Annotated in this window: 27 protein-coding genes; 19 read left to right on the top strand and 8 right to left on the bottom strand. The window is 64.2% G+C overall.

From position 1 onward, the window contains the following. The first annotated feature begins 21 nt into the window (after window positions 1-21). The 5 genes from THL1_RS23220 to THL1_RS23200 all read left to right on the top strand — a co-directional run bounded on the left by THL1_RS23220 (window position 22) and on the right by THL1_RS23200 (window position 3,577). Window positions 22-603 (top strand): YceI family protein, encoded by a 582-nt coding sequence (locus THL1_RS23220; RefSeq protein ID WP_069086614.1) that lies wholly within the window; start codon window positions 22-24, stop codon window positions 601-603. Further along, window positions 600-1,757: a phospholipase D-like domain-containing protein gene (locus THL1_RS23215; RefSeq protein ID WP_069085436.1), complete on the top strand. Its 1,158-nt coding sequence runs from the start codon at window positions 600-602 to the stop codon at window positions 1,755-1,757. Before THL1_RS23220 ends, THL1_RS23215 begins: the two co-directional genes overlap by 4 nt. Window positions 1,758-1,848: 91 nt before the next feature. Next, window positions 1,849-2,460, top strand: coding sequence for a DUF2846 domain-containing protein (locus tag THL1_RS23210; protein ID WP_069085435.1), 612 nt, complete (start codon window positions 1,849-1,851; stop codon window positions 2,458-2,460). A gap of 106 nt (window positions 2,461-2,566) precedes the next feature. Beyond that, a complete protein-coding gene (locus THL1_RS23205; protein WP_069085434.1) occupies window positions 2,567-3,148 on the top strand; it encodes a DJ-1/PfpI family protein in 582 nt (193 codons plus the stop codon). 123 nt (window positions 3,149-3,271) lie between these two features. Continuing rightward, window positions 3,272-3,577 carry a ribbon-helix-helix domain-containing protein gene (locus THL1_RS23200; protein ID WP_069085433.1) on the top strand — a complete coding sequence of 102 codons (306 nt, stop codon included), beginning with the start codon at window positions 3,272-3,274 and terminating at the stop codon, window positions 3,575-3,577. A gap of 132 nt (window positions 3,578-3,709) precedes the next feature. Here the strand turns inward: THL1_RS23200 and THL1_RS23195 are convergent, their stop codons facing one another. Continuing rightward, on the bottom strand, window positions 3,710-4,108 hold the full coding sequence (locus THL1_RS23195) for a nuclear transport factor 2 family protein (RefSeq protein ID WP_069085432.1): 399 nt from the start codon (window positions 4,106-4,108) through the stop codon (window positions 3,710-3,712). A gap of 113 nt (window positions 4,109-4,221) precedes the next feature. On the opposite strand from THL1_RS23195, the gene THL1_RS23190 reads away from it, so the two are divergent. Further along, window positions 4,222-4,812, top strand: a complete 591-nt coding sequence (locus THL1_RS23190) for a GNAT family N-acetyltransferase (RefSeq protein ID WP_069085431.1) — start codon at window positions 4,222-4,224, stop codon at window positions 4,810-4,812. Then, window positions 4,809-5,687 (top strand): carbon-nitrogen hydrolase family protein, encoded by an 879-nt coding sequence (locus THL1_RS23185; RefSeq protein ID WP_069085430.1) that lies wholly within the window; start codon window positions 4,809-4,811, stop codon window positions 5,685-5,687. Before THL1_RS23190 ends, THL1_RS23185 begins: the two co-directional genes overlap by 4 nt. Window positions 5,688-5,812: 125 nt before the next feature. Here THL1_RS23185 and THL1_RS23180 read toward each other — a convergent pair whose 3' ends face one another. Further along, window positions 5,813-7,336: a fumarate hydratase gene (locus THL1_RS23180; RefSeq protein WP_069085429.1), complete on the bottom strand. Its 1,524-nt coding sequence runs from the start codon at window positions 7,334-7,336 to the stop codon at window positions 5,813-5,815. Between the two features lie 215 nt (window positions 7,337-7,551). Here THL1_RS23180 and THL1_RS23175 point away from each other — a divergent pair, with 215 nt between their 5' ends. The 3 genes from THL1_RS23175 to THL1_RS23165 are packed head-to-tail and all read left to right on the top strand — an operon-like array spanning window position 7,552 to window position 10,415. After that, window positions 7,552-8,679, top strand: coding sequence for a GGDEF domain-containing protein (locus THL1_RS23175; RefSeq protein ID WP_069085428.1), 1,128 nt, complete (start codon window positions 7,552-7,554; stop codon window positions 8,677-8,679). Further along, entirely contained in the window at window positions 8,672-9,613 is a 942-nt protein-coding gene (locus THL1_RS23170) for an iron-sulfur-binding ferredoxin reductase (RefSeq protein WP_069085427.1), read from the top strand. Before THL1_RS23175 ends, THL1_RS23170 begins: the two co-directional genes overlap by 8 nt. A gap of 28 nt (window positions 9,614-9,641) precedes the next feature. Next, entirely contained in the window at window positions 9,642-10,415 is a 774-nt protein-coding gene (locus tag THL1_RS23165) for an enoyl-CoA hydratase (protein WP_069085426.1), read from the top strand. A 160-nt stretch (window positions 10,416-10,575) separates the two neighbouring features. Here THL1_RS23165 and pyk read toward each other — a convergent pair whose 3' ends face one another. Both pyk and THL1_RS23155 read right to left on the bottom strand, forming a co-directional pair. After that, entirely contained in the window at window positions 10,576-12,027 is a 1,452-nt protein-coding gene (pyk, locus tag THL1_RS23160; protein ID WP_069085425.1) for a pyruvate kinase, read from the bottom strand. Window positions 12,028-12,184: 157 nt separating this feature from the next. Next, window positions 12,185-12,988, bottom strand: coding sequence for a tetratricopeptide repeat protein (locus THL1_RS23155; RefSeq protein ID WP_069085424.1), 804 nt, complete (start codon window positions 12,986-12,988; stop codon window positions 12,185-12,187). A 167-nt stretch (window positions 12,989-13,155) separates the two neighbouring features. On the opposite strand from THL1_RS23155, the gene THL1_RS23150 reads away from it, so the two are divergent. The 3 genes from THL1_RS23150 to THL1_RS23140 all read left to right on the top strand — a co-directional run bounded on the left by THL1_RS23150 (window position 13,156) and on the right by THL1_RS23140 (window position 14,455). Next, a complete protein-coding gene (locus tag THL1_RS23150; RefSeq protein ID WP_069085423.1) occupies window positions 13,156-13,527 on the top strand; it encodes a tetratricopeptide repeat protein in 372 nt (123 codons plus the stop codon). An 85-nt stretch (window positions 13,528-13,612) separates the two neighbouring features. Continuing rightward, the gene (locus THL1_RS23145) at window positions 13,613-14,035 is read left to right on the top strand and encodes a DUF4124 domain-containing protein (RefSeq protein WP_069085422.1); all 423 of its coding nucleotides are present in this window, start codon (window positions 13,613-13,615) and stop codon (window positions 14,033-14,035) included. 60 nt (window positions 14,036-14,095) lie between these two features. Next, the gene (locus tag THL1_RS23140; RefSeq protein WP_069085421.1) at window positions 14,096-14,455 is read left to right on the top strand and encodes a PilZ domain-containing protein; all 360 of its coding nucleotides are present in this window, start codon (window positions 14,096-14,098) and stop codon (window positions 14,453-14,455) included. A gap of 112 nt (window positions 14,456-14,567) precedes the next feature. Here the strand turns inward: THL1_RS23140 and THL1_RS23135 are convergent, their stop codons facing one another. Beyond that, window positions 14,568-15,071, bottom strand: a complete 504-nt coding sequence (locus tag THL1_RS23135; RefSeq protein ID WP_069085420.1) for a L,D-transpeptidase family protein — start codon at window positions 15,069-15,071, stop codon at window positions 14,568-14,570. Window positions 15,072-15,113: 42 nt separating this feature from the next. Further along, entirely contained in the window at window positions 15,114-15,668 is a 555-nt protein-coding gene (locus THL1_RS23130) for an NUDIX hydrolase (protein ID WP_069085419.1), read from the bottom strand. Window positions 15,669-15,837: 169 nt separating this feature from the next. On the opposite strand from THL1_RS23130, the gene THL1_RS23125 reads away from it, so the two are divergent. The 5 genes from THL1_RS23125 to THL1_RS23105 are packed head-to-tail and all read left to right on the top strand — an operon-like array spanning window position 15,838 to window position 19,163. Next, window positions 15,838-16,440 (top strand): CoA pyrophosphatase, encoded by a 603-nt coding sequence (locus THL1_RS23125; protein ID WP_069085418.1) that lies wholly within the window; start codon window positions 15,838-15,840, stop codon window positions 16,438-16,440. A gap of 20 nt (window positions 16,441-16,460) precedes the next feature. After that, entirely contained in the window at window positions 16,461-16,985 is a 525-nt protein-coding gene (locus THL1_RS23120; RefSeq protein WP_069085417.1) for a gamma carbonic anhydrase family protein, read from the top strand. Further along, complete coding sequence (locus THL1_RS23115; protein ID WP_162493737.1) at window positions 16,985-17,194, top strand: DUF1289 domain-containing protein; 210 nt, start codon at window positions 16,985-16,987, stop codon at window positions 17,192-17,194. Before THL1_RS23120 ends, THL1_RS23115 begins: the two co-directional genes overlap by 1 nt. Window positions 17,195-17,211: 17 nt before the next feature. Further along, window positions 17,212-18,393, top strand: a complete 1,182-nt coding sequence (purT, locus tag THL1_RS23110) for a formate-dependent phosphoribosylglycinamide formyltransferase (RefSeq protein WP_069085415.1) — start codon at window positions 17,212-17,214, stop codon at window positions 18,391-18,393. Continuing rightward, the gene (locus THL1_RS23105; protein ID WP_069085414.1) at window positions 18,390-19,163 is read left to right on the top strand and encodes an SGNH/GDSL hydrolase family protein; all 774 of its coding nucleotides are present in this window, start codon (window positions 18,390-18,392) and stop codon (window positions 19,161-19,163) included. The genes purT and THL1_RS23105 overlap by 4 nt, the downstream gene beginning before the upstream one ends. A 21-nt stretch (window positions 19,164-19,184) precedes the next feature. On the opposite strand, the gene THL1_RS23100 is transcribed toward THL1_RS23105, so the two are convergent. Together THL1_RS23100 and THL1_RS23095 are read right to left on the bottom strand one after the other, a co-directional pair. After that, window positions 19,185-20,009 (bottom strand): transporter associated domain-containing protein, encoded by an 825-nt coding sequence (locus THL1_RS23100; protein WP_069085413.1) that lies wholly within the window; start codon window positions 20,007-20,009, stop codon window positions 19,185-19,187. Window positions 20,010-20,016: 7 nt separating this feature from the next. Then, a complete protein-coding gene (locus THL1_RS23095) occupies window positions 20,017-20,817 on the bottom strand; it encodes a cytochrome C assembly family protein (protein WP_069085412.1) in 801 nt (266 codons plus the stop codon). A gap of 156 nt (window positions 20,818-20,973) precedes the next feature. On the opposite strand from THL1_RS23095, the gene ffh reads away from it, so the two are divergent. Then, window positions 20,974-22,347 (top strand): signal recognition particle protein, encoded by a 1,374-nt coding sequence (gene ffh, locus THL1_RS23090; protein ID WP_069085411.1) that lies wholly within the window; start codon window positions 20,974-20,976, stop codon window positions 22,345-22,347. Window positions 22,348-22,394: the final 47 nt, after the last annotated feature.

The following is a 22,394-nucleotide window of genomic DNA, read 5'->3' as shown; positions in this document are numbered from 1 at the left end:
GACATGCCAAAGGAAGCCCGCATGCAGAAATCGATACGCCCCCTCATTGCCCTGCTCGCCGCCCTGGCCCTGCCCGTCCACGCAAGCTGGTACCTGGACAACGAGTCCTCGCGGATCTCCTTCATTTCCACCAAGGCCGGCAGCATCTCTGAAGTGCACCGGTTCCTCACCTTGCACGGCAAGATCGGCCAGGATGGCCAGGCGAGGCTGCGCGTCGAACTGGAATCGGTCAGCACCGGGGTGCCGCTGCGCGATCAGCGCCTGCGTGATCAGTTCTTCGAAATTGCCAGGTTCCCCGACGCCGAAGTGACCGCCCAGCTCGACCTGCGCCCCATCACCGACCTTGCGCCCGGCGCCCAACTGGAGCTGGGGCTGCCGTTGAAGGTGAAGATTCGCGACCAGGAAAAGGAATACCGCGCCGAGCTTCTGGCGACCCGTCTGGACGATCATCGCTTCCAGGTGGTGACCCTGGCGCCACTGGTTCTGCAAGTGGAAGACTTCGGCCTGACTTCGGCGCTGGATGATTTGCGCAAACTGGCCGGTCTGTCGGGCATCAGTCTGTCGGTGCCGGTGGGGGCCGTGCTGATCTTCACGGAGCGCTGATGGGGCAGATCTTCCCCTGGAAGGCCGGCAATCGATTCGAGCTGCTGATCGACGGGCCGCAGTTCTTTCCGACCATGCTCACGGCCATTGCCCGGGCCGAGTACCAGGTCGCGCTGGAGCTCTACCTGGTGGAAGACGGCAAGTGCAGCGAGGCGCTGGTGGATGCCCTTTGCGTGGCGGCGGTCCGCGGCGTGCGGGTACGCTGCCTGTTCGATGATTTCGGCAGCTTGAAACTGGGGGGAACGCTGCGCGAGCGGCTGAGCCACGCCGGTGTGCTGCTGCAGTTCTACAACCCGCTACGCTGGCGGCGCGGCTTCAGCAACCTGTACCGCGACCACCGCAAGATCCTCGTGGTGGACGACCGCCTGGCCTTCATCGGTGGTACCGGTTCCACCGACGAGTTCTGGAACCCCGCACAGGAGTCCAGCCGCTGGCATGAAGTGATGGTGGCTATCGAAGGTCCGTTGGTGGCGCACTGGCAACTGATCTTCGACTATCAGTGGCTGGCCAACCTCGGCCGCCACCCCTGGAAATCGGGTGAAGCGCCGGGCCTGACCCACCTGCCACCTTATCCTGCGGTAGGGAAGGGGCTCGGCCGTCTGGCCTATGCCGATGCCAGCCAGCACCGCGACATCGTCCAGTCGCTGGCGCGCAGCATTCGTACGGCACGCAACCGCGTCTGGCTGGCGACGCCCTATTTCCTGCCGAGCTGGAAGGTGCGCCGCGCCCTGATCAAGGCGGCGCGGCGGGGTGTCGAGGTGCGCCTGCTGCTCACCAGCCGACACACCGACCACCCGCCAGTGCGCTTTGCCGGCCAGCGTTACTACCCGCGCCTGCTGCGTGCCGGGGTGCGGATATTCGAATACCAGCAGCGCTTCCTTCACCTGAAGATCGTGTTGGCGGATGACTGGGTCAGCGTCGGTTCGTGCAACTTCGATCACTGGAACCTGCGTTTCAACCTGGAAGCCAACCTGGAAGCGCTGGACCCTGACTTCACCCGGGCGGTAGACGCCTGCATGCGCCAGGATTTCGCCGACAGCCGCGAGATCACCATGGACGACTGGCACGCCCGTCCCCTGATCAAGCGCCTGCGCCAGCGTCTCTGGGGGTGGTTGGATCGGCTGGTCGTGAACCTTCTCGATCGACGTCGTTAGCGACGCGGAACCCGTAGCCGCACTTTCGTCGGGTGCCTGTAGATCGGGGCCGGGCTAGGCTTGCTCCACGATAACCAGAGGGAGTGGCTGCATGGGCCGCCGATATCTGCCGATCCTGCTGCTGGCCGCTTTGCTGGGCGGCTGTTCCACCCCAGGTGCCTTCTTTGGTGCAACCGAAGGGCCCGCGTTCCAGACGGCAGCGCCGAGCGACGGCGACCATGCGCTGGTCTACCTCTATCGGCCGCAAAACGAATGGGCCGACCAGGAACTGGAAGCGCCCGGCATCTTCCTCAACAATGAACTGATCGGCAGCCTGCCGAGCAACGGCTACCTTGTGCTGGAGTTCGAAGCGGCCAGCTACAAGCTGGAGATGCGCCGGCCGCTGTTCGGCAGTTATTGGAGCCTGTTCGCCGACGGCCCGCTGGATTTCACCCTCATCACCTCCTTTGCCCTGGATGCCAGCGCCGGGCGTACTTACTACCTGCGCTACGACGAACTGGACCCGCCGCCGAAGAACAGCGAGCAACCCAGCGCCGGCAATGGTCCGCTGCAACTGGTTGAAGAGCCCCTGGCTAGCCAGGAAATCACTGCGACCCGCCAGGTGCAGCCCTGCGAGCGGGTCGCCGCCAGCGGTGAGGTGATGCGACTGCAGGAGGGGTTCTGGCGCGGCGTAGGCCGGGCGCTGGACAAGATCGGCATCTGAGGCATGCAACTTCTGTAGTAGGGGACTATTACCCGAGGCCGAAAAAGGCCGGGGATAATTGGCTACCCTTTGAAGCCCCAGAGCTTCCACTCCAGGAGAATGCGAAATGGCCGCGAAGAAGATTCTGATGCTGATCGGTGACTACGTCGAAGACTATGAAACCATGGTGCCGTTCCAGGCCCTTCTGATGGTCGGCCATACGGTGCATGCCGTGTGCCCGGACAAGATCGCCGGGCAGAGCGTGCGCACGGCCATCCACGATTTCGAAGGCGACCAGACCTACAGCGAGAAGCCGGGCCACAACTTTGCCCTCAACTTCGACTTCGCCAAGGTCAAGGTCGAGGATTACGACGCCCTGCTGATCCCCGGCGGGCGCGCACCGGAATACCTGCGCCTGAATGCACGTGTGCTGGAACTGGTGCAGGCCTTCGACAAGGCCGGCAAGCCCATCGCCGCCGTCTGCCACGGTGCGCAGTTGCTGGCAGCCGCCGGCGTGCTGGAAGGCCGTGAGTGCAGCGCCTATCCGGCCTGCGGCCCTGAGGTGAAACTCGCCGGTGGGCAGTATGTAGATATCCCGGTGGATACCGCTCATACCCAGGGCAACCTGGTGACCGCCCCGGCCTGGCCGGCGCATCCTGCCTGGCTGGCGGGCTTCCTCAAGCTGCTCGGGACGAAGATCGAGCTGTGAGGCGCGTAGGGTGGAAACCGCTATTCGTTTCCACCACCGAGGTCATGCTGGACTCCGAAGGTGGATCGGTGAAGCGTGATCCATATACGCCGACGCGCCGCACCACGAACCAGGAGTTACGTCATGTGCGAGCTGTACGTAAAAGCCGACCCCATTCTCTACGAATCCCGTTCGCGCTCTTTGCGCATTCGCGGTGTGGTGACCACCCTGCGACTGGAGAACCAGTTCTGGGACATCCTGCGGGAAATCGCCGAAGTGGACGGCATGACCACCAACCAGCTCATCACCAAGCTCTACGACGAGGTGATGGAGTACCGCGGCGAGGTGGTCAACTTCGCGTCCTTCCTGCGGGTGAGCTGCACCCGTTACCTGGCCCAGCGCCGCGCCACGGTGGTCGAACTGCCGAAGGCACGGGTGCAGAACAACTAACGGATATCTTCACCGCCTCGCGAGCTAGAGCGAGACAAGGCATAAACAGTCGAGGAGGCGGAGTTTACGACTGTAAATGAGCAATCCGAGACTGTTTATGACGCAGTATCGCCGACGCGCAGCAGGCTGCGATTAGCAGACCTGTTCGACCCAGTCGTTCAGGTTGTAGTAGTTGGTCACGCGGGCAATCTTGCCGCAGTGAATGTGGAAGAAGGCCCCGGCCGGCAGCACATAGGTCCGCCCCGTGGCCGGCGGCAGGCCTTCATCGTCGGCCAGGTACTGGCCGTGCACTACGAACTCGGCGGCGGCGCGGCTGCCGTCGGCGCTTTGCATGACCACGATGTCCGACAGGCGCTCCTTGTAGCAGCGGTTCATCTTGTCCATGAAGGCCGCGAAAACCACCTTGCCCTGCTGGCGTTCACCCTGGTTGATGTCGTGCACCACGTCCTCGCTGAGCAGGGCGAGGAAGGCCGGCATGTCCCCGGCGTTGAAGGCGTCGTAATAAGCGTGCACCAGTTCGGTAGCGGTCATGGTTGGGTTCCTGTCGCAATGGAGTCAGTCGGTCACTGACCGGCATGATAGGTTCTTGGCCAAGACCCGGCTTAGCCAGGGGCGTCATCCACATCGCCAGAACGACCGCTCCCATGCACATCCGCCTGCTCCAGGGCGCCGCCATCGCGCCGCATATCGACAACCTCGCGCGTTTGCGCCTGACGGTGTTTCGCGACTTTCCCTACCTCTACGACGGCACACTGGCGTACGAGGCACGTTATCTCTCCACCTACGCCGAGTCGCCGGAAAGCCTGTTCGTCCTGGCTCTGGACGGTGAGCGCGTCGTAGGCGCTTCCACAGGTTTGCCGATGGCGGATGAAACCGAAGCGTTCCAGCGGCCGTTCCGTGAGCAGGGGTGGGACCCGGAGCGCATCTTCTATTTTGGCGAGTCGGTGCTGCTGGGGGAGTATCGCGGCACGGGGCTCGGCGTGCGTTTCTTCGCCGAGCGTGAGGATTACGCACGGCGCCTGGGGCGCTTCGACTTCTGCGCCTTCTGCGCGGTGGAGCGGCCCGTCGAGCATCCGCGCCGCCCGCCCGGCTACCAGCCCCTGAACGACTTCTGGGGGAGGCGTGGCTACCACCATCATCCGGAGCTGCGCACGGAATTTCACTGGCGCGACCTGGACGAGGACACCGAGTCGGCCAAGCCCATGTCCTTCTGGCTCAAGGAGCTCAACCCATGATCAGGATCGCCGCCTGCCAGTACGCCATTGAACTCCACGAAAGCTGGGGCGATTACGCCGCCCATCTTGAACGCCTATGCGCCGAAGCCGCGGCGGCCGACGCGAAGCTGCTGGTGCTGCCGGAATACGCCGGGCTGGCGCTCGCCGGCCAGTTGCCGCCGGATGAGCGCGGCGACCTGCAGGCGTCCATCGCCGGCATCCAGCCTTTGTTGCAGGACTGGCGCGCGCTCTGCGCCGGTATCGCGGCCAGGCTCGGTGTCTACCTGCTGCCTGGCAGCCTGCCGGTGCGCGATGCCGACGGCCTGTATCGCAATCGCGCCTGGTTGTTTGGGCCGGGCGGTGAACTGGGCCATCAGGACAAGCTGATCATGACCCGCTTCGAGCGCGAGCAATGGGGCATCGTGGCGGGGGAGGGGCTCAAGGTGTTCGACACGGCATTGGGGCGGCTGGGCATCCTCATCTGCTACGACAACGAATTCCCGATGCTGGCCCGCACCCTGGCCGAAGCGGGCGCAGACCTGATTCTCGCCCCCAGCTGCACCGACACCGAGGCCGGCTACAACCGTGTGCGGATCGGCGCCCAGGCTCGCGCCCTGGAAAACCAGATCGCCGTTCTTCAGTCGCCTACCGTCGGCCTGGCGCCCTGGTCGCCAGCACTGGACGAAAACATCGGACGCGCTGGTCTCTATGTACCGCCGGACTTTGGCATGCCGAGTGACGGCGTGATCGCCGAAAGCGCCGAACTCTGCCCGGCAACCAGCCGGTGGCTGGTCTGCGACCTGGACCTGGAGGAAGTGCGCAGGGTTCGCAATGAGGGGCAGGTGTTCACTCGCCGCGACTGGCCGGAGCAGTTCGGCCAGGCACGGCTCCTGTAGGTTGGCGCAGAGCGGAGCGAAGCCCAACATCGCGGCGTTGGGCCTCGCAAGCTCGGCGCCAACCTACGGGGAGCGCATAAAAAAGCCCGGCGCGAGGCCGGGCTTCTTCGTGGGACGCTGAAGGCTTACTTCACTTCCACCGCCAGGTTTTCAGCGATCTTCTGTTGCCAGATCGCCGGGCCGGTGATGTGTACCGACTCGCCGTTGGTGTCGACGGCGACGGTGACCGGCATGTCCTTCACGTCGAACTCGTAGATGGCTTCCATACCGAGTTCGGCGAAGGCCAGGACCTTGGACTTCTTGATCGCCTGGGCCACCAGGTAGGCGGCACCGCCGACGGCCATCAGGTAGACGGCCTTGTTGTCCTTGATCGCTTCGATGGCGATGGGGCCACGCTCGGACTTGCCGATCATGCCCAGCAGGCCGGTGCTTTCGAGGATCTGGCGGGTGAACTTGTCCATGCGGGTGGCGGTGGTGGGGCCAGCCGGGCCGACCACTTCGTTACCGACCGGATCGACCGGGCCGACGTAGTAGATGAAGCGGCCTTTCAGGTCCACCGGCAGTTCTTCGCCCTTGTTCAGCATGTCGACGATGCGTTTGTGCGCGGCGTCGCGGCCGGTGAGCATCTTGCCGTTGAGCAGCAGGGTTTCGCCCGGCTTCCAGCTCTGCACGTCTTCCGGGGTGATCGTGTCGAGGTCGACGCGGCGCGCGGACGGGCCGGCTTCCCAGACGATTTCCGGGTAGGCGTCCAGCGGCGGGGCTTCCAGTTCGGCCGGGCCGGAGCCGTCGAGCACGAAGTGGGCGTGACGGGTGGCCGCGCAGTTCGGGATCATGCACACCGGCAAGGACGCGGCATGGGTCGGGTAGTCCATGATCTTCACGTCGAGCACGGTGGTCAGGCCGCCCAGGCCCTGGGCGCCGATGCCCAGCTGGTTGACCTTCTCGAACAGCTCGAGGCGCATTTCCTCGATCTTGTTTTGCGGACCACGGGCCTTCAGTTCGTGGATGTCGATCGGGTCCATCAGGACTTCCTTCGCCATCACCGCGGCCTTCTCGGCGGTACCGCCAATGCCGATGCCGAGCATGCCCGGCGGGCACCAGCCGGCGCCCATGGTCGGAACGGTCTTCAGCACCCAGTCGACGATGGAGTCGGATGGGTTGAGCATGGCCATCTTCGACTTGTTCTCGGAGCCGCCACCCTTGGCCGCGACGTCCACTTCCACGGTGTTGCCGGGAACGATGGAGTAGTGGATGACCGCCGGGGTGTTGTCCTTGGTGTTCTTGCGGGCACCGGCCGGGTCGGCCAGGATGGAAGCACGCAGGATGTTTTCCGGCAGGTTGTAGGCGCGACGTACGCCCTCGTTGATCATGTCGTCCACGCTCATGGTGGCGCCATCCCAGCGCACGTCCATGCCGACGCGGACGAACACGGTGACGATACCGGTGTCCTGGCAGATCGGGCGGTGGCCGGTGGCGCACATGCGCGAGTTGATCAGGATCTGCGCCATGGAATCGCGCGCGGCGGGCGACTCTTCACGCAGATAGGCCTCGTGCATGGCCTGGATGAAGTCCACGGGGTGGTAGTAGGAGATGAATTGCAGGGCGTCGGCGACACTCTGGATCAGATCATCTTGCTTGATCACGGTCATGGGGGCGCTCCTCTTGGAGGGAACATCAGGGAAGCGCCGGACCACGACCCGGCGCGCTTGCAGGCTAAAAAGGCGCGGAAGTATAGCGCGTGGGGGCGAGCGGGCACAGTCGCCGGTAGTCGACCTTGGTCGGTTGTCGGACACATCCTACAGGCTAGGAAATTTGTGATCACAGGCGTACATTGAAGGCATGGTGCCATTACGGGAAGGAGCCCATGAGCCCATCCAGCCAGCGGGTCAGCCATAGAGCGTTGCAAAGTCTGCTGCTGAAGCGCTTCGGCATGGCCGTGGCTACCTACGCGATGGTCTTGGTGTTGTGCTGGGTCGCGCTGTGGGGTGGCCTGTTCCGGGTGCCGCTCTCCACCGCCCTGGTCGCCACCGGCCTTGTCGCCTGCTCTCAAGTCGCCCTGTTCTGGCTGTTCATCCGTGGCCATAACCTGCGCTTTTCCGATCCCAGCCTGACCGAGACCCAGGTGCTGCTCGCCCTTGTCTGGAACACTTGGCTGATGTCCATGGTGGACAGTGCGCGGGGCACGCTGCTGGCGGTCTATGTGCTGATCATGCTTTTCGGCGTATTCCAGTTGAAGCCGCGGGTATTCGCCCGCTGTGCGGCGATTGGTTTCTTCGCCTTCGCCGGCCTCAACCTGTTCGAGGCCTACCATATGCAGCTGGCCGACCCGGCGCTGGCGCTGCTGCAGGTCTGCATGCTGTTCGTGCTGATGGTCTGGCTGAGCCTCTTCGCCAGTTACGTCCAGGCGCTGCGTCAGCGGATGCGCCAACGCCGCTTTGCGCTCCAGGCACACCAGGACACGCTGCGCGGGATGATGCGCCAGCTGGAGGACCTGGTGGCCACCGACGAGCTGACCGGGCTGTTCAACCGCCGCCATTTCCTGCGCCTGGCCGGTCGTGAGCTGGACAACCTGACATCCAGCCGCCAACACGGCCTGGCGCTGATCGACCTCGACCATTTCAAGCGGATCAACGACGTCCACGGTCACGCCGCGGGTGATCGCGTGCTGCAAACCTTTGCGGCCGTAGCGCGAGCCTGCCTGCGTGACGGCGATGTGCTGGCGCGCTACGGCGGCGAGGAATTCGTCCTGCTGCTGCCCAATTGCGATGCCGATCGCCTCACCGCCTGTTGCGAGCGCCTGCGCCAGGCCTTCGAGCAGGCCGAACCGGTAGGCGTGCGGGTTGAACGGTTGAGCCTGTCGGCCGGCATGACCCTGCTGGTCGCCGGGGACGATCTGGATGATGCGTTGCAGCGTGCGGATCAGGCACTCTATCGAGCGAAGCGCGGCGGACGTAACCGTTGCGATGCCGCCTGGGAGGGGCAGGGTGCCTGAACTCGAAGTGGCTGGTAAACGCTGGACCGTGGCACCTGCCAGCAACCTGCTGGATGCGTTGAACGCCGGGGGCTGCAAGGTGCCCTACAGCTGCCGGTCGGGCAGTTGCCATGCCTGCCTGGTGCGTTGCCTGTCCGGTGAACCGGCGGACGCCAGGCCGGAGGCGCTGGACCGCTTCCAGCGTGCCGAGGGCTGGCGACTGTCGTGCCAGTGCCTGGTGGTGCAGGACCTGGTGGTCGAGGTCTTCGACCCCTCGCGTGATGGTATGGCTGCGCAAGTGGTAGGCCTGGACTGGCCCGCGCCCGATGTCTTGCGCTTTCAGCTCGCCCCGTCGCGGCCGCTGCGCTACGCAGCCGGGCAGCATGTGCTGCTGTGGACCGAAGACGGCGTCGCCCGGCCGTATTCCCTGGCCAGCCTGCCCGGCACCGATGATTACCTGGAATTCCACGTGGACTGCCGCAAGCCCGGCCTGTTCAGCGATCGTGCCCGGCGCCTGGTGGTTGGCGACACCTTGCGCCTGGGCGAATTGCACGCTGGCGCGTTGCACTATGACCCATCCTGGGACACCCGGCCGCTGCTCTTCCTCGCTTCGGGCACCGGCCTGGCACCACTCTGGGGGCTGTTGCGGGATGCTTTGAGGCACCATCACCAGGGATCGATCCGCGTCATTCACCTGGCTCATGACCGCAGCGGTCACTATCTGGCCGAGCCCTTGGCAGCGCTGGCAGCGTCCCATTCCGGAGTGGACATCCAGTTGATCACACCGGCCGAGTTGCCGGAGGTTTTGGCGCAATTCCGCCTTGTTTCCCGGCAGACCATCGCCTTACTCTGCGGCCATCCTGCCAGCGTCGAGGAATTCGCGCGCCGGCTTTACCTGGCTGGCCTGCCCCGCAACCAGTTGCTGGCCGATACTTTCCTGACCCGCGAAACGTGAGCGGGCCCCTGCCCATTGAGGATTTCCCATGAGCGAGCACATTCTGGTCGAGCGCGAGCAAGGCCTGCTGACGCTGCGCATGAACCGCCCGGACAAGATGAACGCCCTGACGCGCGCCATGTACAGCCGCATGGCCGAGGTGCTGGATGCGGCGCGCGAGGATCGCGAGGTCCGCGCCGTGCTGATTACGGGCAGCGAAGAGTGCTTCACCAGCGGTAACGACATCGTCGACTTCCTTCAGGAGCCGCCGAGCGGCATGGACAGCCCGGTATTCCAGTTCATGCGTGCTCTGTTCGATTTTCCCAAGCCGGTCGTGGCCGCCGTGAGCGGCCCGGCGGTGGGCATCGGCACCACCCTGCTGCTGCATTGCGATCTGGTCTACGTGAGCTGCGCAGCCAAGCTGAAGATGCCGTTCGTCAATCTCGGCCTCTGCCCGGAGTTCGGCTCGAGCCTCATCCTGCCGCGCCTGCTCGGCCATGCGAAGGCGGCGGAACTGCTGCTGTTGGGTGAGGGCTTCACGGGGGAACAGGCCGCCAGCTGGGGTATTGCCAACGCCGCCCTGGAGAATGGCGCCGTGACCTTTGCCCGCGCCCGCGAAGCCGCACTGCGCTTCCTCGACCTGGCCCCCTCGGCCCTGGCAGTGAGCAAGCGCCTGATGCAGGCGCCGGGGCGGGAAGAACTGCGTCGGGTGATCGCCGAAGAAGGCGAACTGTTCAGCCAGCGCCTGCGCTCGCCGGAAGCGGTAGAAGCGCTGTCGGCCTTTACCCAGCGGCGCAAGCCGGATTTCTCGAAGTTTGTGTGATGGGTAAACGCCTGCAGTTTTTCCAGTGGGAGCGAATTCATTCGAGATTGGCAGCGGAGCTGCCCCTGCAGAAATGAATGGCAGGCCTGCGGCCTGCTTCGCTCTTACCAGGAAACAAAAAAGCCGCCTCTTCGGGGCGGCTTTTTCGTTCCAGATCGGGTCAGACCAGCAGGTCGCCGACGTGGAGGATCTTCATGGTGTTGGTGCCGCCCTGGGTGGTGTAGCTGTCACCCTTGGTCAGGATCACCCAGTCACCCTTGGTCACGACGCCGCGTTGCAGCAGTTCGTCCACGGCCATCTGGCTGACCTTCTCCGGCGGCAGTGCGGCAGCGTCGAAGGGGATGGTCTCGACGCCACGGAACAGCGCCACACGGGCCTGGGTTTCGCGGTGGGGGGAGTAGGCGTAGATCGGCACCGAAGAGCGGATGCGCGACATGATCAACGGGGTGTAGCCACTTTCGGTCAGGCAGATGATGGCCTTGATGCCGGGGAAGTGGTTGGCGGCGTACATGGACGCCAGGGCGATGCTCTCATCGCAGCGCTCGAAGGTATTGCCAATACGGTGGTGGGAGCGGCGAGTGTCCGGGTGTTTTTCGGCGCCCTGGCAGATACGCGCCATGGCCTGCACGGCTTCCACCGGGTATTCGCCGGCGGCGCTCTCGGCGGAAAGCATGACGGCGTCGGTGTAGTCGAGCACGGCGTTGGCTACGTCGGAGACTTCCGCGCGGGTCGGCATCGGGCTGTGGATCATGGACTCCATCATCTGGGTCGCGGTGATCACGGCTTTGTTGTAGCGGCGGGCGTGCAGGATGATCTTCTTCTGGATACCCACCAGCTCGGCGTCGCCGATTTCCACGCCCAGGTCGCCACGGGCCACCATCACGGCATCGCTGGCGCGGATCAGGCCGTCCAGCGCCTCGTCGTCGGCCACGGCTTCGGCGCGTTCGATCTTGGCGACCAGCCAGGCCTTGCCGCCGGCCTCATCGCGCAGACGACGGGCCAATTCCATGTCGGCGGCGTCGCGGGGGAAGGACACGGCCAGGTAATCCAGTTCCATTTCCGCAGCCAGCTTGATGTCGGCCTTGTCCTTGGCGGTTAGGGCTGGAGCGGTCAGGCCGCCGCCACGGCGGTTGATGCCCTTGTGGTCGGACAGCGGGCCGCCGATCAGCACGCGGCACTGCAGTTCATCGGCGCTGGTGGATTCGACGCGCATGACCACGCGGCCGTCGTCCAGCAGCAATTCGTCGCCTACGCCGCAGTCCTTGATCAGGTCCGGGTAGTCGATGCCCACCACGTCCTGGTTGCCGGCATCGCGAGGGTGGGTGACGGAGAAGCGGAAGCTGTCGCCCTCTTTCAGCTCGATGCGCTTGCTGACGAATTTGGCGATGCGGATCTTCGGCCCTTGCAGGTCGCCGAGCAGGGCGACGAAGCGGCCGTGCTTGGCGGCCAGCTCGCGGACCAGGCGGGCACGTGCCTTGTGTTCCTCGGGGCTGCCGTGGGAGAAGTTCAGGCGGGCGACGTTGAGGCCCGCAATGATCAGTTGCTCCAGGACCTCCGGGGAGTTGCTGGCCGGGCCGAGGGTGGCGACGATTTTGGTGCGGCGGAAGGGCATGCGAAGACTCCATTTTTCAAGCAGAGCCCGAGGCTACTACGCGCGGAAACTGTAGTCATGGTTACTTTTCACTACTCGCTGAATTGTTTCACGTGGCCCGCCAAACGGTTTTTCGGCGACCTTCTCAATGCCGTCACGCCGAGTGGCTGCGTTGCTCTCAGGGACGGTCCAGGTTGAGTGCCTGGTCGAGGTGGCGGGAGGCTTTGCTGGCCAGGTCGCTGTCGGGGAACTGCACGAGCAATCGACGGAGGTAGCCGATAGCCTTGTCGCGGTTGGCGTGGGGATTGTCGGGCGCCAGGTACATCAGACCCAACTGGTAGAGCGCCTTCTGCTTGATGTCGGGCTGCACGTGGGCATCGGACAGCGCCAACAGGTAGAGCTCCTCGGCCTCGGCGACACGGTCCTTGAGTACGGCGCGGCGCGACAGCAGGGTCATGTCCGGGTCCAGGCCCGCCTTGTAGAGGTCGAGTGCATTGCTTGGCTTCCAGTTGGCCAGCAGCTCGCGGGAGGTTTTCTGCACCGGGTCCCTTGCACGCTGGCGGATCACCAGGATGCGCGCCTCGGCCCGCTCGGCTGCACGGCTGCTGGGGAACTCATTCAGGACCCGTTCCAGGTAGGCCAGCGCCCTGGTGTCGTTGCGTTGCTCGTTGTAGCGGCTCATGTAGATCAGGCCGATCTGGTAGAGCGCAATGGCGCGTACGTCATCGCTGAATTCGTCATCGCGGTAGCCAACCAGATACAGCTCTTCCGCCTCCGGGCTCTTGGCATCGCGGATGGCCATTGCGCTGTAGGTGAGCAGGTCGCCTTCCTCTTCCACAGCGGCGGCCATGCGTTTGCTCTTCATGGCCTTGTATTCCACCACTTCGTTGGTAGTGACCTGTGCGATGAACAGCGGCGTGGTGGGCGAGCAGGCGCTCAGCAGGAGGCAGAAGGTGAGGAGAGTGGGGCGCGTTGCGTGCATGGCGGGACCGTGGCAGATGGATTCCGGCAGTCTAGCAGTGGCGGTTTCTCATCCGGGGCTCGCGCAGGCAGGACCAATCGGAGGTTATGCTTCGTACTTTGTGATCGTCCGGCGGCCTGAAGAAGCGGCGCATTCGGCCGATATTCCGGTGGACGGAGGAATTAACCATGCGAACCCTGATCATCCTCACCGTGCTGGCAGCCACGGCCGGTTGTACCCGTTGGTCCCTTGACCACCATTTGAACAACGCCTACCGCTCCTATGAGCGCGGTGATTGCGAAGACGTGATCCTCGAACTGTCCAAGGCCGAGCGCAAAAGCCGCGCCCGGCAATACCTGCAGCCGGAAATCTCCCTGCTGCGTGGCCAGTGCCTGGAGCGCCAGAGCCTGTTCGTCGATGCCGCGCAGACCTACCAGTTCATCATCGCCCGCTACCCGGCCAGCGAGTACGCCTACCGGGCCAAGGCGCGCCTGGAAACCTTGCAGCAACTCGGGCACCTCGGTGGCAGCACGGCAAAGGCCACTGCAGCACCGCTCTGACCCGCAACTCGGCCGTCGGTCGTGCTTCGCTTGAGCCGCGAAGGGCCAGGGCTAAGCTGAGCATCTATTTCCGAGGAGCCAAGGAATGCGCCACCTGCTGTGCTGCCTGTTGCTGCTGCCGGCTGTCGCCGGGGCGGAGATCTATCGTTGGACCGATGCCCAGGGGCGGGTGCATTTCAGTGAAACACCCCGAGAGGGCGCCGAGCAGGTGTCGGTGAAGCCGCAGGTGGTGGAACGCGATGCTGCTACCCGTGAGCGTGAAGTGCGCACTGCCAGGTTCTACGATGCGCGCCGCCAGGAGCAGGCTGCGGCAGCCAGCCGGACGGCAGAAGCGCGAGGGCAACAGCAGAAGCGTTGCGGTCAGTTGCGTGACCAGCAAGGGAAGTTGAATCACGGTGGACCGCTCTACCGAGTCGACGAACAGGGTGAACGGCAGTACTACACTGATGAGCAGATCGAAACCTTCCGTCGCTCGCTGGCGGAGCGCATGGCACGTGAGTGCGATTGAAGGTTGGTCTGACGCCGCAACGAGCGCATACTGAAACGTCATTAATAGCGATTTGATATCATGCCGACCAAGCGCCATATCGAACGCCATCAGTTGCCTTATTACCTGAAGGTGTTCAATCGCATCACCGACAAGCCCATGGGTTACCTGGGCAATGTGTCCATGGACGGCCTGATGCTGATCAGCCAGCTGCCCATGCTGGTGGGCGCGCGCTTCGACATGCGGCTGAAAATTCCGGGCAAGGACGGGCAACTGCATTTCGTCGATTTCTACGCCACGTGCCAGTGGTGCCATGAAGATGTGACGCCTGGGCACTACGATTCGGGTTTCTCGCTGGTGGCGCCGCCTTCGGAATACGCCGACCTCATCGACTCCCTGCGCTTCTATTTCAGCTTTCGCCCTCTGGCCGCCTCGGCCTGAATCTGCCTGAAAAATGCTACCGGACTACACCGGCGCGCACGCCGATGTCTGTGCGCTGCCGATGATTTAAAAGGAAAGGCGCCCAGAGGCGCCTTGTTCGTAGCAGATCGGCTCAGGGGCGAATCTCGATCAGCGTGCCGTCTTTCACCAGGGCCCAGATCTCACGCATATCGGCGTTCTTCATGGCGATGCAGCCCTCGGTCCAGTCCAGGGTATGGAAGTACCACTCTGGGTATTCCTCATCCAGCGGGGTGCCGTGGATCATGATCATGCCACCGGGGGGTACGCCTTTGTCTCGAGCCTTGGCGGCGTCGCGGGCGTTGGGGTAGGAGATGTGCATGGCCAGGTTGAACTTGTCGCTGGTCTTGCGCCAGTCGATCCAATAGAAACCTTCCGGGGTGCGCTGGTCGCCCTCACGCAGCTTGGGGCCCGAGGGTTGCTTGCCGAGGGAAATGCGATAGGCCTTGAGCACGTCGCCGCGATTCATCAGCAGCAGCTTGCGCTCCGATTTCACCACCAGGACCTTGTCGATGGATTTGCCGCCCAGTGTCGGCGTGGTGCTTGCCTGGGCGAGCGCGGCAAGGCTCATGAAAAGTACAACTAGCAACCAGCGCATCGGCACAACATCCCCACAGTGTTCAAGTAAGCAGAGTAGCGGTCAGGCTTTTTTGTAGTGGGCCAACAACGGCGGCAGGGGCTCGTTGCGCACCGGGAAAACCTGCCCGGCGCGGTCGGCGAAGTAACATTCTAAGGTACGGCCCACGGTGGGGAAAGCCAGCTCGGACCAAGGAATCTCCCGTTCGTAGAACAGCCGCACTTCCAGGCTCTCGTCGCCCGCGGCGAAGTCCAGATCCACCAGTTCGGCCCGGAAGAAGGTGTACACCTGGCTGATATGTGGCAGGTCGAAGAGGGTATAGAGGCTGAGGTTGCGCACCCGGGCGCAGGCTTCCTCGAAGGTTTCCCGGCTGGCAGCCTGCTCCATGGTCTCGCCGTTTTCCATGAAACCGGCGGGCAGTGTCCAGTAACCCTTGCGTGGCTCGATGGCGCGGCGACAGAGCAGTACCTGCTCGTCCCATACCGGCAGGCAGCCGGCGACGATGCGGGGATTCTGGTAGTGGATGGTGTGGCAGCTGTCGCACACGTAACGCAGGCGGTTATCGCCCTCGGGAATGCGCTGGACAACCGGGCCGCCGCACTGGCTGCAGAATTTCATCAAAGTTCCTCGGGATCAGGCGCTCATCTTGGCGCGGCATGGTGCCGCACGGCAAGCGTCTTACCGGGCAAACCAAAGGTGGTGAATGGTGCGACCTGTCGGCGCGGGGCTTGGGCGGTCCAGAGGTTCATGCCATGATGCCCGGCAGTCGAGAACAACGAGAAAATCCATGCTGGATGACCTGCTCCGTCGTGTGCAGAGCTACTCCCCGACAATCCTGGAGACCGATCACGACTTTCCCGAGGCCGCGGTGCTGGTGCCGATTACCCGCAGCGAGGAGCCCGAACTGGTCCTGACCCTGCGCGCCAGTGGCCTGTCTACCCACGGCGGCGAAGTGGCCTTCCCCGGCGGTCGTCGCGATCCCGAAGATCCTGACCTGATCCGCACCGCCCTGCGCGAAGCGGAAGAAGAGGTGGGCCTTCCCCCCGGACTGGTCGAGGTCATCGGCCCGCTCAGTACGCTGGTCTCCCGGCATGGCATCAAGGTCACGCCCTACGTGGGGCTGGTTCCGGACTTCGTCCAGTACAAGGCCAACGACGGCGAAATCGACTCGGTCTTCAGCGTGCCGCTGGAGTTCTTTCGCGACGACCCGCGGCAGGTGACCCACCGCATCGACTACCTCAGCCGCAGCTGGTACGTGCCCAGCTACCAGTATGGCGAGTACAAGATCTGGGGCCTGACCGCGATCATGGTCGTCGAACTGGTCAACCTGGTGTACGACGCCGGGATCGACATGACCCGCGCGCCCGCGAACTTCATACAACTCAAATAAGCCCCTCCGAGGAGCGCCTGATGAAATACCGCCTTGGAACCGCCCAGGTCGAAACCCACCCTGACAGCTGGACCGCCCCCACTGCCACCCTGGTGGGCAAGGTTCGCCTGGACGCCGGCGCCAGCGTCTGGTTCGGTGCCGTACTGCGCGGCGACAACGAGCTGATCCACATTGGTGAGAACAGCAACGTCCAGGATGGCACTGTGATGCACACCGACATGGGCTACCCGCTGAACATCGGCCGCTCCGTCACCATCGGTCACAACGCCATGCTGCACGGCTGCTCGGTGGGTGATTTCAGCCTGATCGGCATCAACGCCGTGGTGCTCAACGGCGCGAAGATCGGCAAGTACTGCATCATCGGCGCCAATGCGCTGATTCCCGAGGGCAAGGAAATCCCCGATGGCTCGCTGGTCATGGGGTCCCCCGGCAAGGTGGTGCGCGAGCTGACCGAGCAACAGAAGAAAATGCTCGAAGCCAGTGCAGCCCACTACGTGCATAACGCCCAGCGCTACGCCCGCGATCTGGCCGAGCAGGACGACTGATGGACGCCGAACGCCCCGTTCGCTCGCCCTGTGTGCAGGTCTGCGTGCTGGACGACCATGACGTCTGCAGCGGTTGCCAGCGCACCGCCGACGAAATCACCCGCTGGGGTCGCATGGACAATACCGAGCGTCGTGAAGTGCTGGTGCGCTGTTTCGAGCGCGCCAAGGCCAGCGGCCTTTTCATTACACCCCCGACTCAGGCTTCTTGACTCCCCGAGGAAATGACATGCCCCGTATTGGAACCCCCTTGTCGCCCAGCGCGACCCGTGTACTGCTGTGTGGCTCCGGCGAGCTCGGCAAGGAGGTGGTGATCGAACTGCAGCGCCTCGGCTGCGAAGTGATCGCCGTTGACCGTTATGCCGACGCCCCGGCCATGCAAGTGGCTCATCGCAGTCACGTCATCAGCATGCTGGACGGTGCCGCCCTGCGCGCGGTGATCGAGCAGGAAAAACCGCACTACATCGTGCCGGAGATCGAAGCCATCGCCACCGCAACCCTGGTTGAGCTGGAGGCTGAAGGCTTCACCGTAGTGCCGACCGCTCGCGCTGCCCAACTGACCATGAACCGCGAAGGCATCCGTCGCCTCGCGGCCGAAGAGCTGGGTGTCCCCACTTCGCCGTACCACTTCGCCGATACGTTCGAAGACTACAGCGCGGCGGTGGCCAGCGTCGGCTACCCCTGTGTGGCCAAGCCGATCATGAGCTCGTCCGGCAAGGGCCAGTCGGTACTGAAATCCGACGCCGACCTCAAGGCCGCCTGGGACTACGCCCAGGAAGGCGGCCGCGCCGGCAAGGGCCGGGTGATTGTCGAGGGCTTCATCGATTTCGATTACGAGATCACGTTGCTGACCGTGCGTCACATCGGCGGCACCAGCTTCTGCGCGCCCATCGGCCATCGTCAGGTGAAGGGCGACTATCACGAGTCCTGGCAGCCTCAAGCCATGAGCCCGAAAGCCCTGGCCGAATCCGAACGCATCGCCCAGGCGGTGACCGAGGCCCTGGGCGGACGTGGCCTGTTTGGCGTCGAGCTGTTCATCAAGGGTGACCAGGTGTGGTTCAGCGAAGTGTCGCCGCGCCCGCACGATACCGGTCTGGTGACCCTGATTTCCCAGGACCTGTCCGAGTTCGCCCTGCACGCACGGGCCATCCTGGGCCTGCCGATCCCGGTCATTCGCCAGGCGGGCCCTTCGGCCTCCGCGGTGATCCTGGTCGATGGCAAGTCCAATCAGGTCAGCTTCGGCAATCTGGGGGCTGCCCTCAGCGAACCGGACACTGCTCTGCGCCTGTTCGGCAAGCCCGAAGTGGACGGCCAGCGCCGCATGGGCGTGGCGCTGGCGCGGGACGAGTCCACTGACCTGGCGCGGGCCAAGGCGACCCGTTCGGCCCAGGCGGTCGATGTCCAGCTGTGATCCGTCTGGCCGGGCTGTGCTGGTGGGCGGCGGCGTTACCGCTGCTGCCCCTGGCACTGCCAATGGGCATGCAAGCCCGTCGAGCGGCCCTTCGCCTGGCGCCGGCTGCCGGGCCGCAGAGCGGTTTGGCCGGCAGCAAACTCGAAGGGGAGCCCCTGCGTCTTCTCCTGATTGGCGAGTCCACGGTTGTGGGCGTCGGCGCTTCCTGTCTGGACTTCGCCCTGGCCGGTCAATTGGCTGCCGCCCTCGCTTCGCGCCTTTCGCGCCCAGTGGCCTGGCGCGCTTGTGGTGAGAACGGCATTACCGCTGGTGAGGCCGTGGAGCGCCTGTTGCCGCTGGTCGCCAATGAGCCCGTCGAGCTGGTGTTGCTGGTCTTCGGCGTCAACGACACCACCCATTTCAGTTCCAGCCGCAGTTGGCAGGTCGCCATTGCAGGGCTGGCGCGACATTTCATCGAGCGCGGTGCGCAGGTTGCCCTGGCCGGCGTGCCGCCTTTACAGCACTTCACGGCATTACCCTGGCTGTTGCGCCAATTGCTGGGATGGCGTGCGCGGATACTGGATCGGCAACTGGAAGAGCTGGCCGCGCGCGAGGGATTGGCTTGCTGCGCGACCCGCCTGGAAATGCGCCCGGAGTTCCTGGCGCTGGATGGCTACCATCCGTCGTCGCTGGGGTATCGGGTCTGGGGCGAATCGCTCGCCGACTGGTTAATCGTCGAGGCCCTGCCAACGCGCGAGGCAGAGGGTCTGGTGCTCGACCTCAGCGCATGAGGTTGAGGGGCGCAGCGGCCCCTAGGCCTTGGGCGTGAGTGCGGCACGCCAGGCGAGCACCCGCTGCACGCGGTTCTCGCCGGACTGGAGGATTTCCAGGCGATAGGGGCCGACCTTCAGGCAGGCGCTGCAGTCGGGAATCTGTTCCAGGGCTTCGGTGATCAGGCCATTGAGGGTCTTCGGGCCGTCGCAGGGCAGGTGCCAGCCCAGTACCCGGTTCAGTTCGCGCAGGTGCAGGGAGCCGTCCAGCTCGTAGCGGCCATCCTCGCGTGACTGAATGCCAGGATTGGGCGCGAAGTCTTCCAGGCTGCCGAATTCGCCCACCAGTTCCTGGAAGATGTCTTCCAGGCTGACCAGTCCCACCACGTCGCCGTACTCGTCTACCACGATTCCCAGGCGGCGCTTTTGCTTCTGGAAGTTCACCAGTTGGGTGAGCAGCGGCGTGCTTTCCGGCACGAAGTAGGTTTCGCGACTCACTGCCAACAGCTGCTCGGCACTGGGTGGGCCCTCGGCCAGCAGGCGCGGCAACTGGCGCAGGTGAAGGATGCCTTCGATCTGGTTGATGTCTTCGCGGTAAAGCGGCAGGCGCGTGTGGGTGGCGCTCTGCAACTGGGCGAGGAGCGCGTCCGGCGTGGTCGCCAGGTCGATGCCCTGCATCTCGCTGCGGGGAATCATGATGGAGCTGATGGTGACCCGCTGCAGCGCGTCGGTCACCGCCACGGGCAGGCGGGCTTGCGGCTGGATTTCCACGCCGTGGCGGCGCCGGGTCGCCAGCCAGGCGACTAGCGCGCCGGCTACCAGGGAGACAGTGATTCCGAGGAGGAGGCCGGCGAGCAATCCGTGCATGATCAACTCAGACGTGGAGGATGAATTCGCGGACCAGCTTGCTGCCGAAATACGCCAGCATCAGCAGGCAGAAGCCCGCCAGGGTCCAGCGAATGGCCTTGTGCCCGCGCCAGCCGAGCTGGTGACGACCCCAGATCAGCACGCCGAACACCACCCAGGCGATGCAGGAGAGGATGGTCTTGTGCGCAAGGTGCTGGGCGAACAGGTTGTCGACGAACACCCAACCAGAGATCAGCGACAGCGAGAGCAGGCTCCAGCCTGCCCAGAGGAAGCTGAACAGCAGGCTTTCCATGGTTTGCAGGGCTGGGAAGTTCTTGATCAGCCCGGACGGGTGCTTGTGCTTGAGCTGGTGGTCCTGCAGGAGCAGCAGCAGCGCCTGGAATACCGCCATGGTCAGCAGGCCGTACGCCAGTATCGACAGCAGGATATGCGCGAGGATGCCCGGGGCTTCATCTATTGCCTGGGAGGTGCCGCCCGGTACCAGTGCCGCTGCCAGTGCAGTCAGTGCGCCGAGGGGGAGCAGCAGCAGGAGCAGGTTTTCGATGGGTATCCGCGTGGAGGCCAGGATGGTCAGCAGGATCACCGCTGCGGCGATCAGGCTGGCGGCGTTGAAGAAGTCCAGGTAGAGCCCGGCAGGGGTCAGCAGCTCGAGGAAGAGTGCGGTGCAATGGGCGAGCAGGGCCAGGCCGCCGCCGAGGATCAGCAGGCGCTTGTCCGGCGTTGTACGCTGGCTGAGGCGAAGGCCCTGGTAACCAGTAGTGCCCGCATAGAGGAATGCAGCCAGGAGGCTGGGCAGCAGAGGGTGCATAAGTCCTTGTAAGGCAAGCCCGAAAGGCAGTGAGTGTGGCATACAAGGCCTGCCGGTGAAAGACCGCTGGCGGTGTCGGCGGCGGCGACACTTGGTTATACTCCGCCGCCTGCCGCAAGCTCACCCGGGGCTCACGAGAGCCCGAAAGGAACGCGCATGTTTGAAAACCTTACCGACCGCCTCTCACAGACGCTGCGCCATGTCACCGGCAAGGCCAAGCTGACCGAGGACAACATCAAGGACACCCTGCGCGAGGTGCGCATGGCCCTGCTCGAAGCCGACGTCGCCCTGCCGGTGGTGAAGGACTTCGTCGGCAAGATCAAGGACCGTGCGGTCGGTACCGAAGTTTCCAAGAGCCTGACCCCCGGCCAGGCCTTCGTGAAGATCGTCCAGGCCGAACTGGTGGAGCTGATGGGCGCCGCCAACGAGGACCTGGCGCTGAACGCCGCGCCGCCGGCGGTGATCCTGATGGCCGGCCTGCAGGGTGCGGGCAAGACCACCACCGTGGGCAAGCTGTCACGCTTCCTTAAAGAGAGGAAGAAGAAGTCCGTGCTGGTGGTGTCGGCGGACGTCTACCGCCCGGCGGCGATCAAGCAGCTGGAAACCCTGGCCAACGACATCGGCGTCACCTTCTTCCCGTCCAACACCAGCCAGAAGCCGGTGGATATCGCCCGGGCGGCGATTCATGAAGCCAAGCTCAAGTTCATCGATGTTGTCATCGTCGACACCGCCGGCCGTCTGCACATCGACACCGAGATGATGGATGAGATCAAGCAGGTCCACGCGGCGATCACGCCGGTGGAAACCCTGTTCGTGGTCGATGCCATGACCGGCCAGGACGCCGCCAACACCGCCAAGGCCTTCAATGACGCCCTGCCGCTGACCGGCGTGGTGCTGACCAAGGTGGACGGCGATGCCCGTGGCGGTGCAGCACTGTCGGTACGCGCCATCACTGGCAAGCCGATCAAGTTCCTCGGCATGGGCGAGAAGACCGAAGCCCTCGATCCCTTCCATCCGGACCGCGTCGCCTCGCGCATCCTCGGCATGGGTGACGTGCTCAGCCTGATCGAGCAGGCCGAGCAGACCATGGACCGCGAGAAGGCCGAGAAGCTTGCCAAGAAGATCAAGAAGGGCAAGGGCTTCGACCTCGAAGACTTCCGTGACCAGCTGCAACAGATGAAGAACATGGGCGGCCTCGGCGGCCTCATGGACAAGATGCCGATGCTCGGTGGCGTCAATCTGGCGCAGATGGGCAATGCCCAGAATGCGGCAGAGAAGCAGTTCAAGCAGATGGAGGCGATCATCAACTCCATGACGCCTGCTGAGCGCCGTGATCCGGAAGTGATCAGTGGCTCGCGCAAACGCCGCATCGCCTTGGGTTCCGGTACTCAGGTGCAGGACGTCGGCCGCCTCATCAAGCAGCACAAGCAGATGCAGAAAATGATGAAGAAGGTCACCGCCAAAGGCGGCATGGCCAAAATGATGCGCGGCATGGGCAGCATGTTCCCCGGCGGCATGCCGAAGATGTGAGACCTGGCCGCCGACCGGCGGCCAGCAAAAAGAGATTTGCAATCGGC

The sequence above is a fragment of the Pseudomonas sp. TCU-HL1 genome (assembly GCF_001708505.1).
Lineage (GTDB): Bacteria > Pseudomonadota > Gammaproteobacteria > Pseudomonadales > Pseudomonadaceae > Metapseudomonas.
The sequence above is the reverse complement of the archived record's forward strand: the minus strand, read 5'-3'. Positions and strand labels throughout refer to the sequence as shown.

Bases quoted from the DNA above. Each gene is read 5' to 3' on its own strand.
- THL1_RS23140 (WP_069085421.1), top strand. From the start codon at position 14,096: ATGCCGACCAAGCGCCATATCGAACGCCATCAGTTGCCTTATTACCTG.
- THL1_RS23220 (WP_069086614.1), top strand. From the start codon at position 22: ATGCAGAAATCGATACGCCCCCTCATTGCCCTGCTCGCCGCCCTGGCC.
- THL1_RS23100 (WP_069085413.1), bottom strand. From the start codon at position 20,009: ATGCACGGATTGCTCGCCGGCCTCCTCCTCGGAATCACTGTCTCCCTG.
- THL1_RS23200 (WP_069085433.1), top strand. From the start codon at position 3,272: ATGTGCGAGCTGTACGTAAAAGCCGACCCCATTCTCTACGAATCCCGT.
- pyk (WP_069085425.1), bottom strand. From the start codon at position 12,027: ATGCCCTTCCGCCGCACCAAAATCGTCGCCACCCTCGGCCCGGCCAGC.
- THL1_RS23180 (WP_069085429.1), bottom strand. From the start codon at position 7,336: ATGACCGTGATCAAGCAAGATGATCTGATCCAGAGTGTCGCCGACGCC.
- THL1_RS23195 (WP_069085432.1), bottom strand. From the start codon at position 4,108: ATGACCGCTACCGAACTGGTGCACGCTTATTACGACGCCTTCAACGCC.
- THL1_RS23185 (WP_069085430.1), top strand. From the start codon at position 4,809: ATGATCAGGATCGCCGCCTGCCAGTACGCCATTGAACTCCACGAAAGC.
- THL1_RS23210 (WP_069085435.1), top strand. From the start codon at position 1,849: ATGGGCCGCCGATATCTGCCGATCCTGCTGCTGGCCGCTTTGCTGGGC.
- THL1_RS23145 (WP_069085422.1), top strand. From the start codon at position 13,613: ATGCGCCACCTGCTGTGCTGCCTGTTGCTGCTGCCGGCTGTCGCCGGG.
- THL1_RS23120 (WP_069085417.1), top strand. From the start codon at position 16,461: ATGAAATACCGCCTTGGAACCGCCCAGGTCGAAACCCACCCTGACAGC.
- THL1_RS23115 (WP_162493737.1), top strand. From the start codon at position 16,985: ATGGACGCCGAACGCCCCGTTCGCTCGCCCTGTGTGCAGGTCTGCGTG.
- THL1_RS23135 (WP_069085420.1), bottom strand. From the start codon at position 15,071: ATGCGCTGGTTGCTAGTTGTACTTTTCATGAGCCTTGCCGCGCTCGCC.
- purT (WP_069085415.1), top strand. From the start codon at position 17,212: ATGCCCCGTATTGGAACCCCCTTGTCGCCCAGCGCGACCCGTGTACTG.
- THL1_RS23150 (WP_069085423.1), top strand. From the start codon at position 13,156: ATGCGAACCCTGATCATCCTCACCGTGCTGGCAGCCACGGCCGGTTGT.
- ffh (WP_069085411.1), top strand. From the start codon at position 20,974: ATGTTTGAAAACCTTACCGACCGCCTCTCACAGACGCTGCGCCATGTC.
- THL1_RS23165 (WP_069085426.1), top strand. From the start codon at position 9,642: ATGAGCGAGCACATTCTGGTCGAGCGCGAGCAAGGCCTGCTGACGCTG.
- THL1_RS23155 (WP_069085424.1), bottom strand. From the start codon at position 12,988: ATGCACGCAACGCGCCCCACTCTCCTCACCTTCTGCCTCCTGCTGAGC.
- THL1_RS23205 (WP_069085434.1), top strand. From the start codon at position 2,567: ATGGCCGCGAAGAAGATTCTGATGCTGATCGGTGACTACGTCGAAGAC.
- THL1_RS23095 (WP_069085412.1), bottom strand. From the start codon at position 20,817: ATGCACCCTCTGCTGCCCAGCCTCCTGGCTGCATTCCTCTATGCGGGC.
- THL1_RS23190 (WP_069085431.1), top strand. From the start codon at position 4,222: ATGCACATCCGCCTGCTCCAGGGCGCCGCCATCGCGCCGCATATCGAC.
- THL1_RS23175 (WP_069085428.1), top strand. From the start codon at position 7,552: ATGAGCCCATCCAGCCAGCGGGTCAGCCATAGAGCGTTGCAAAGTCTG.
- THL1_RS23125 (WP_069085418.1), top strand. From the start codon at position 15,838: ATGCTGGATGACCTGCTCCGTCGTGTGCAGAGCTACTCCCCGACAATC.
- THL1_RS23130 (WP_069085419.1), bottom strand. From the start codon at position 15,668: ATGAAATTCTGCAGCCAGTGCGGCGGCCCGGTTGTCCAGCGCATTCCC.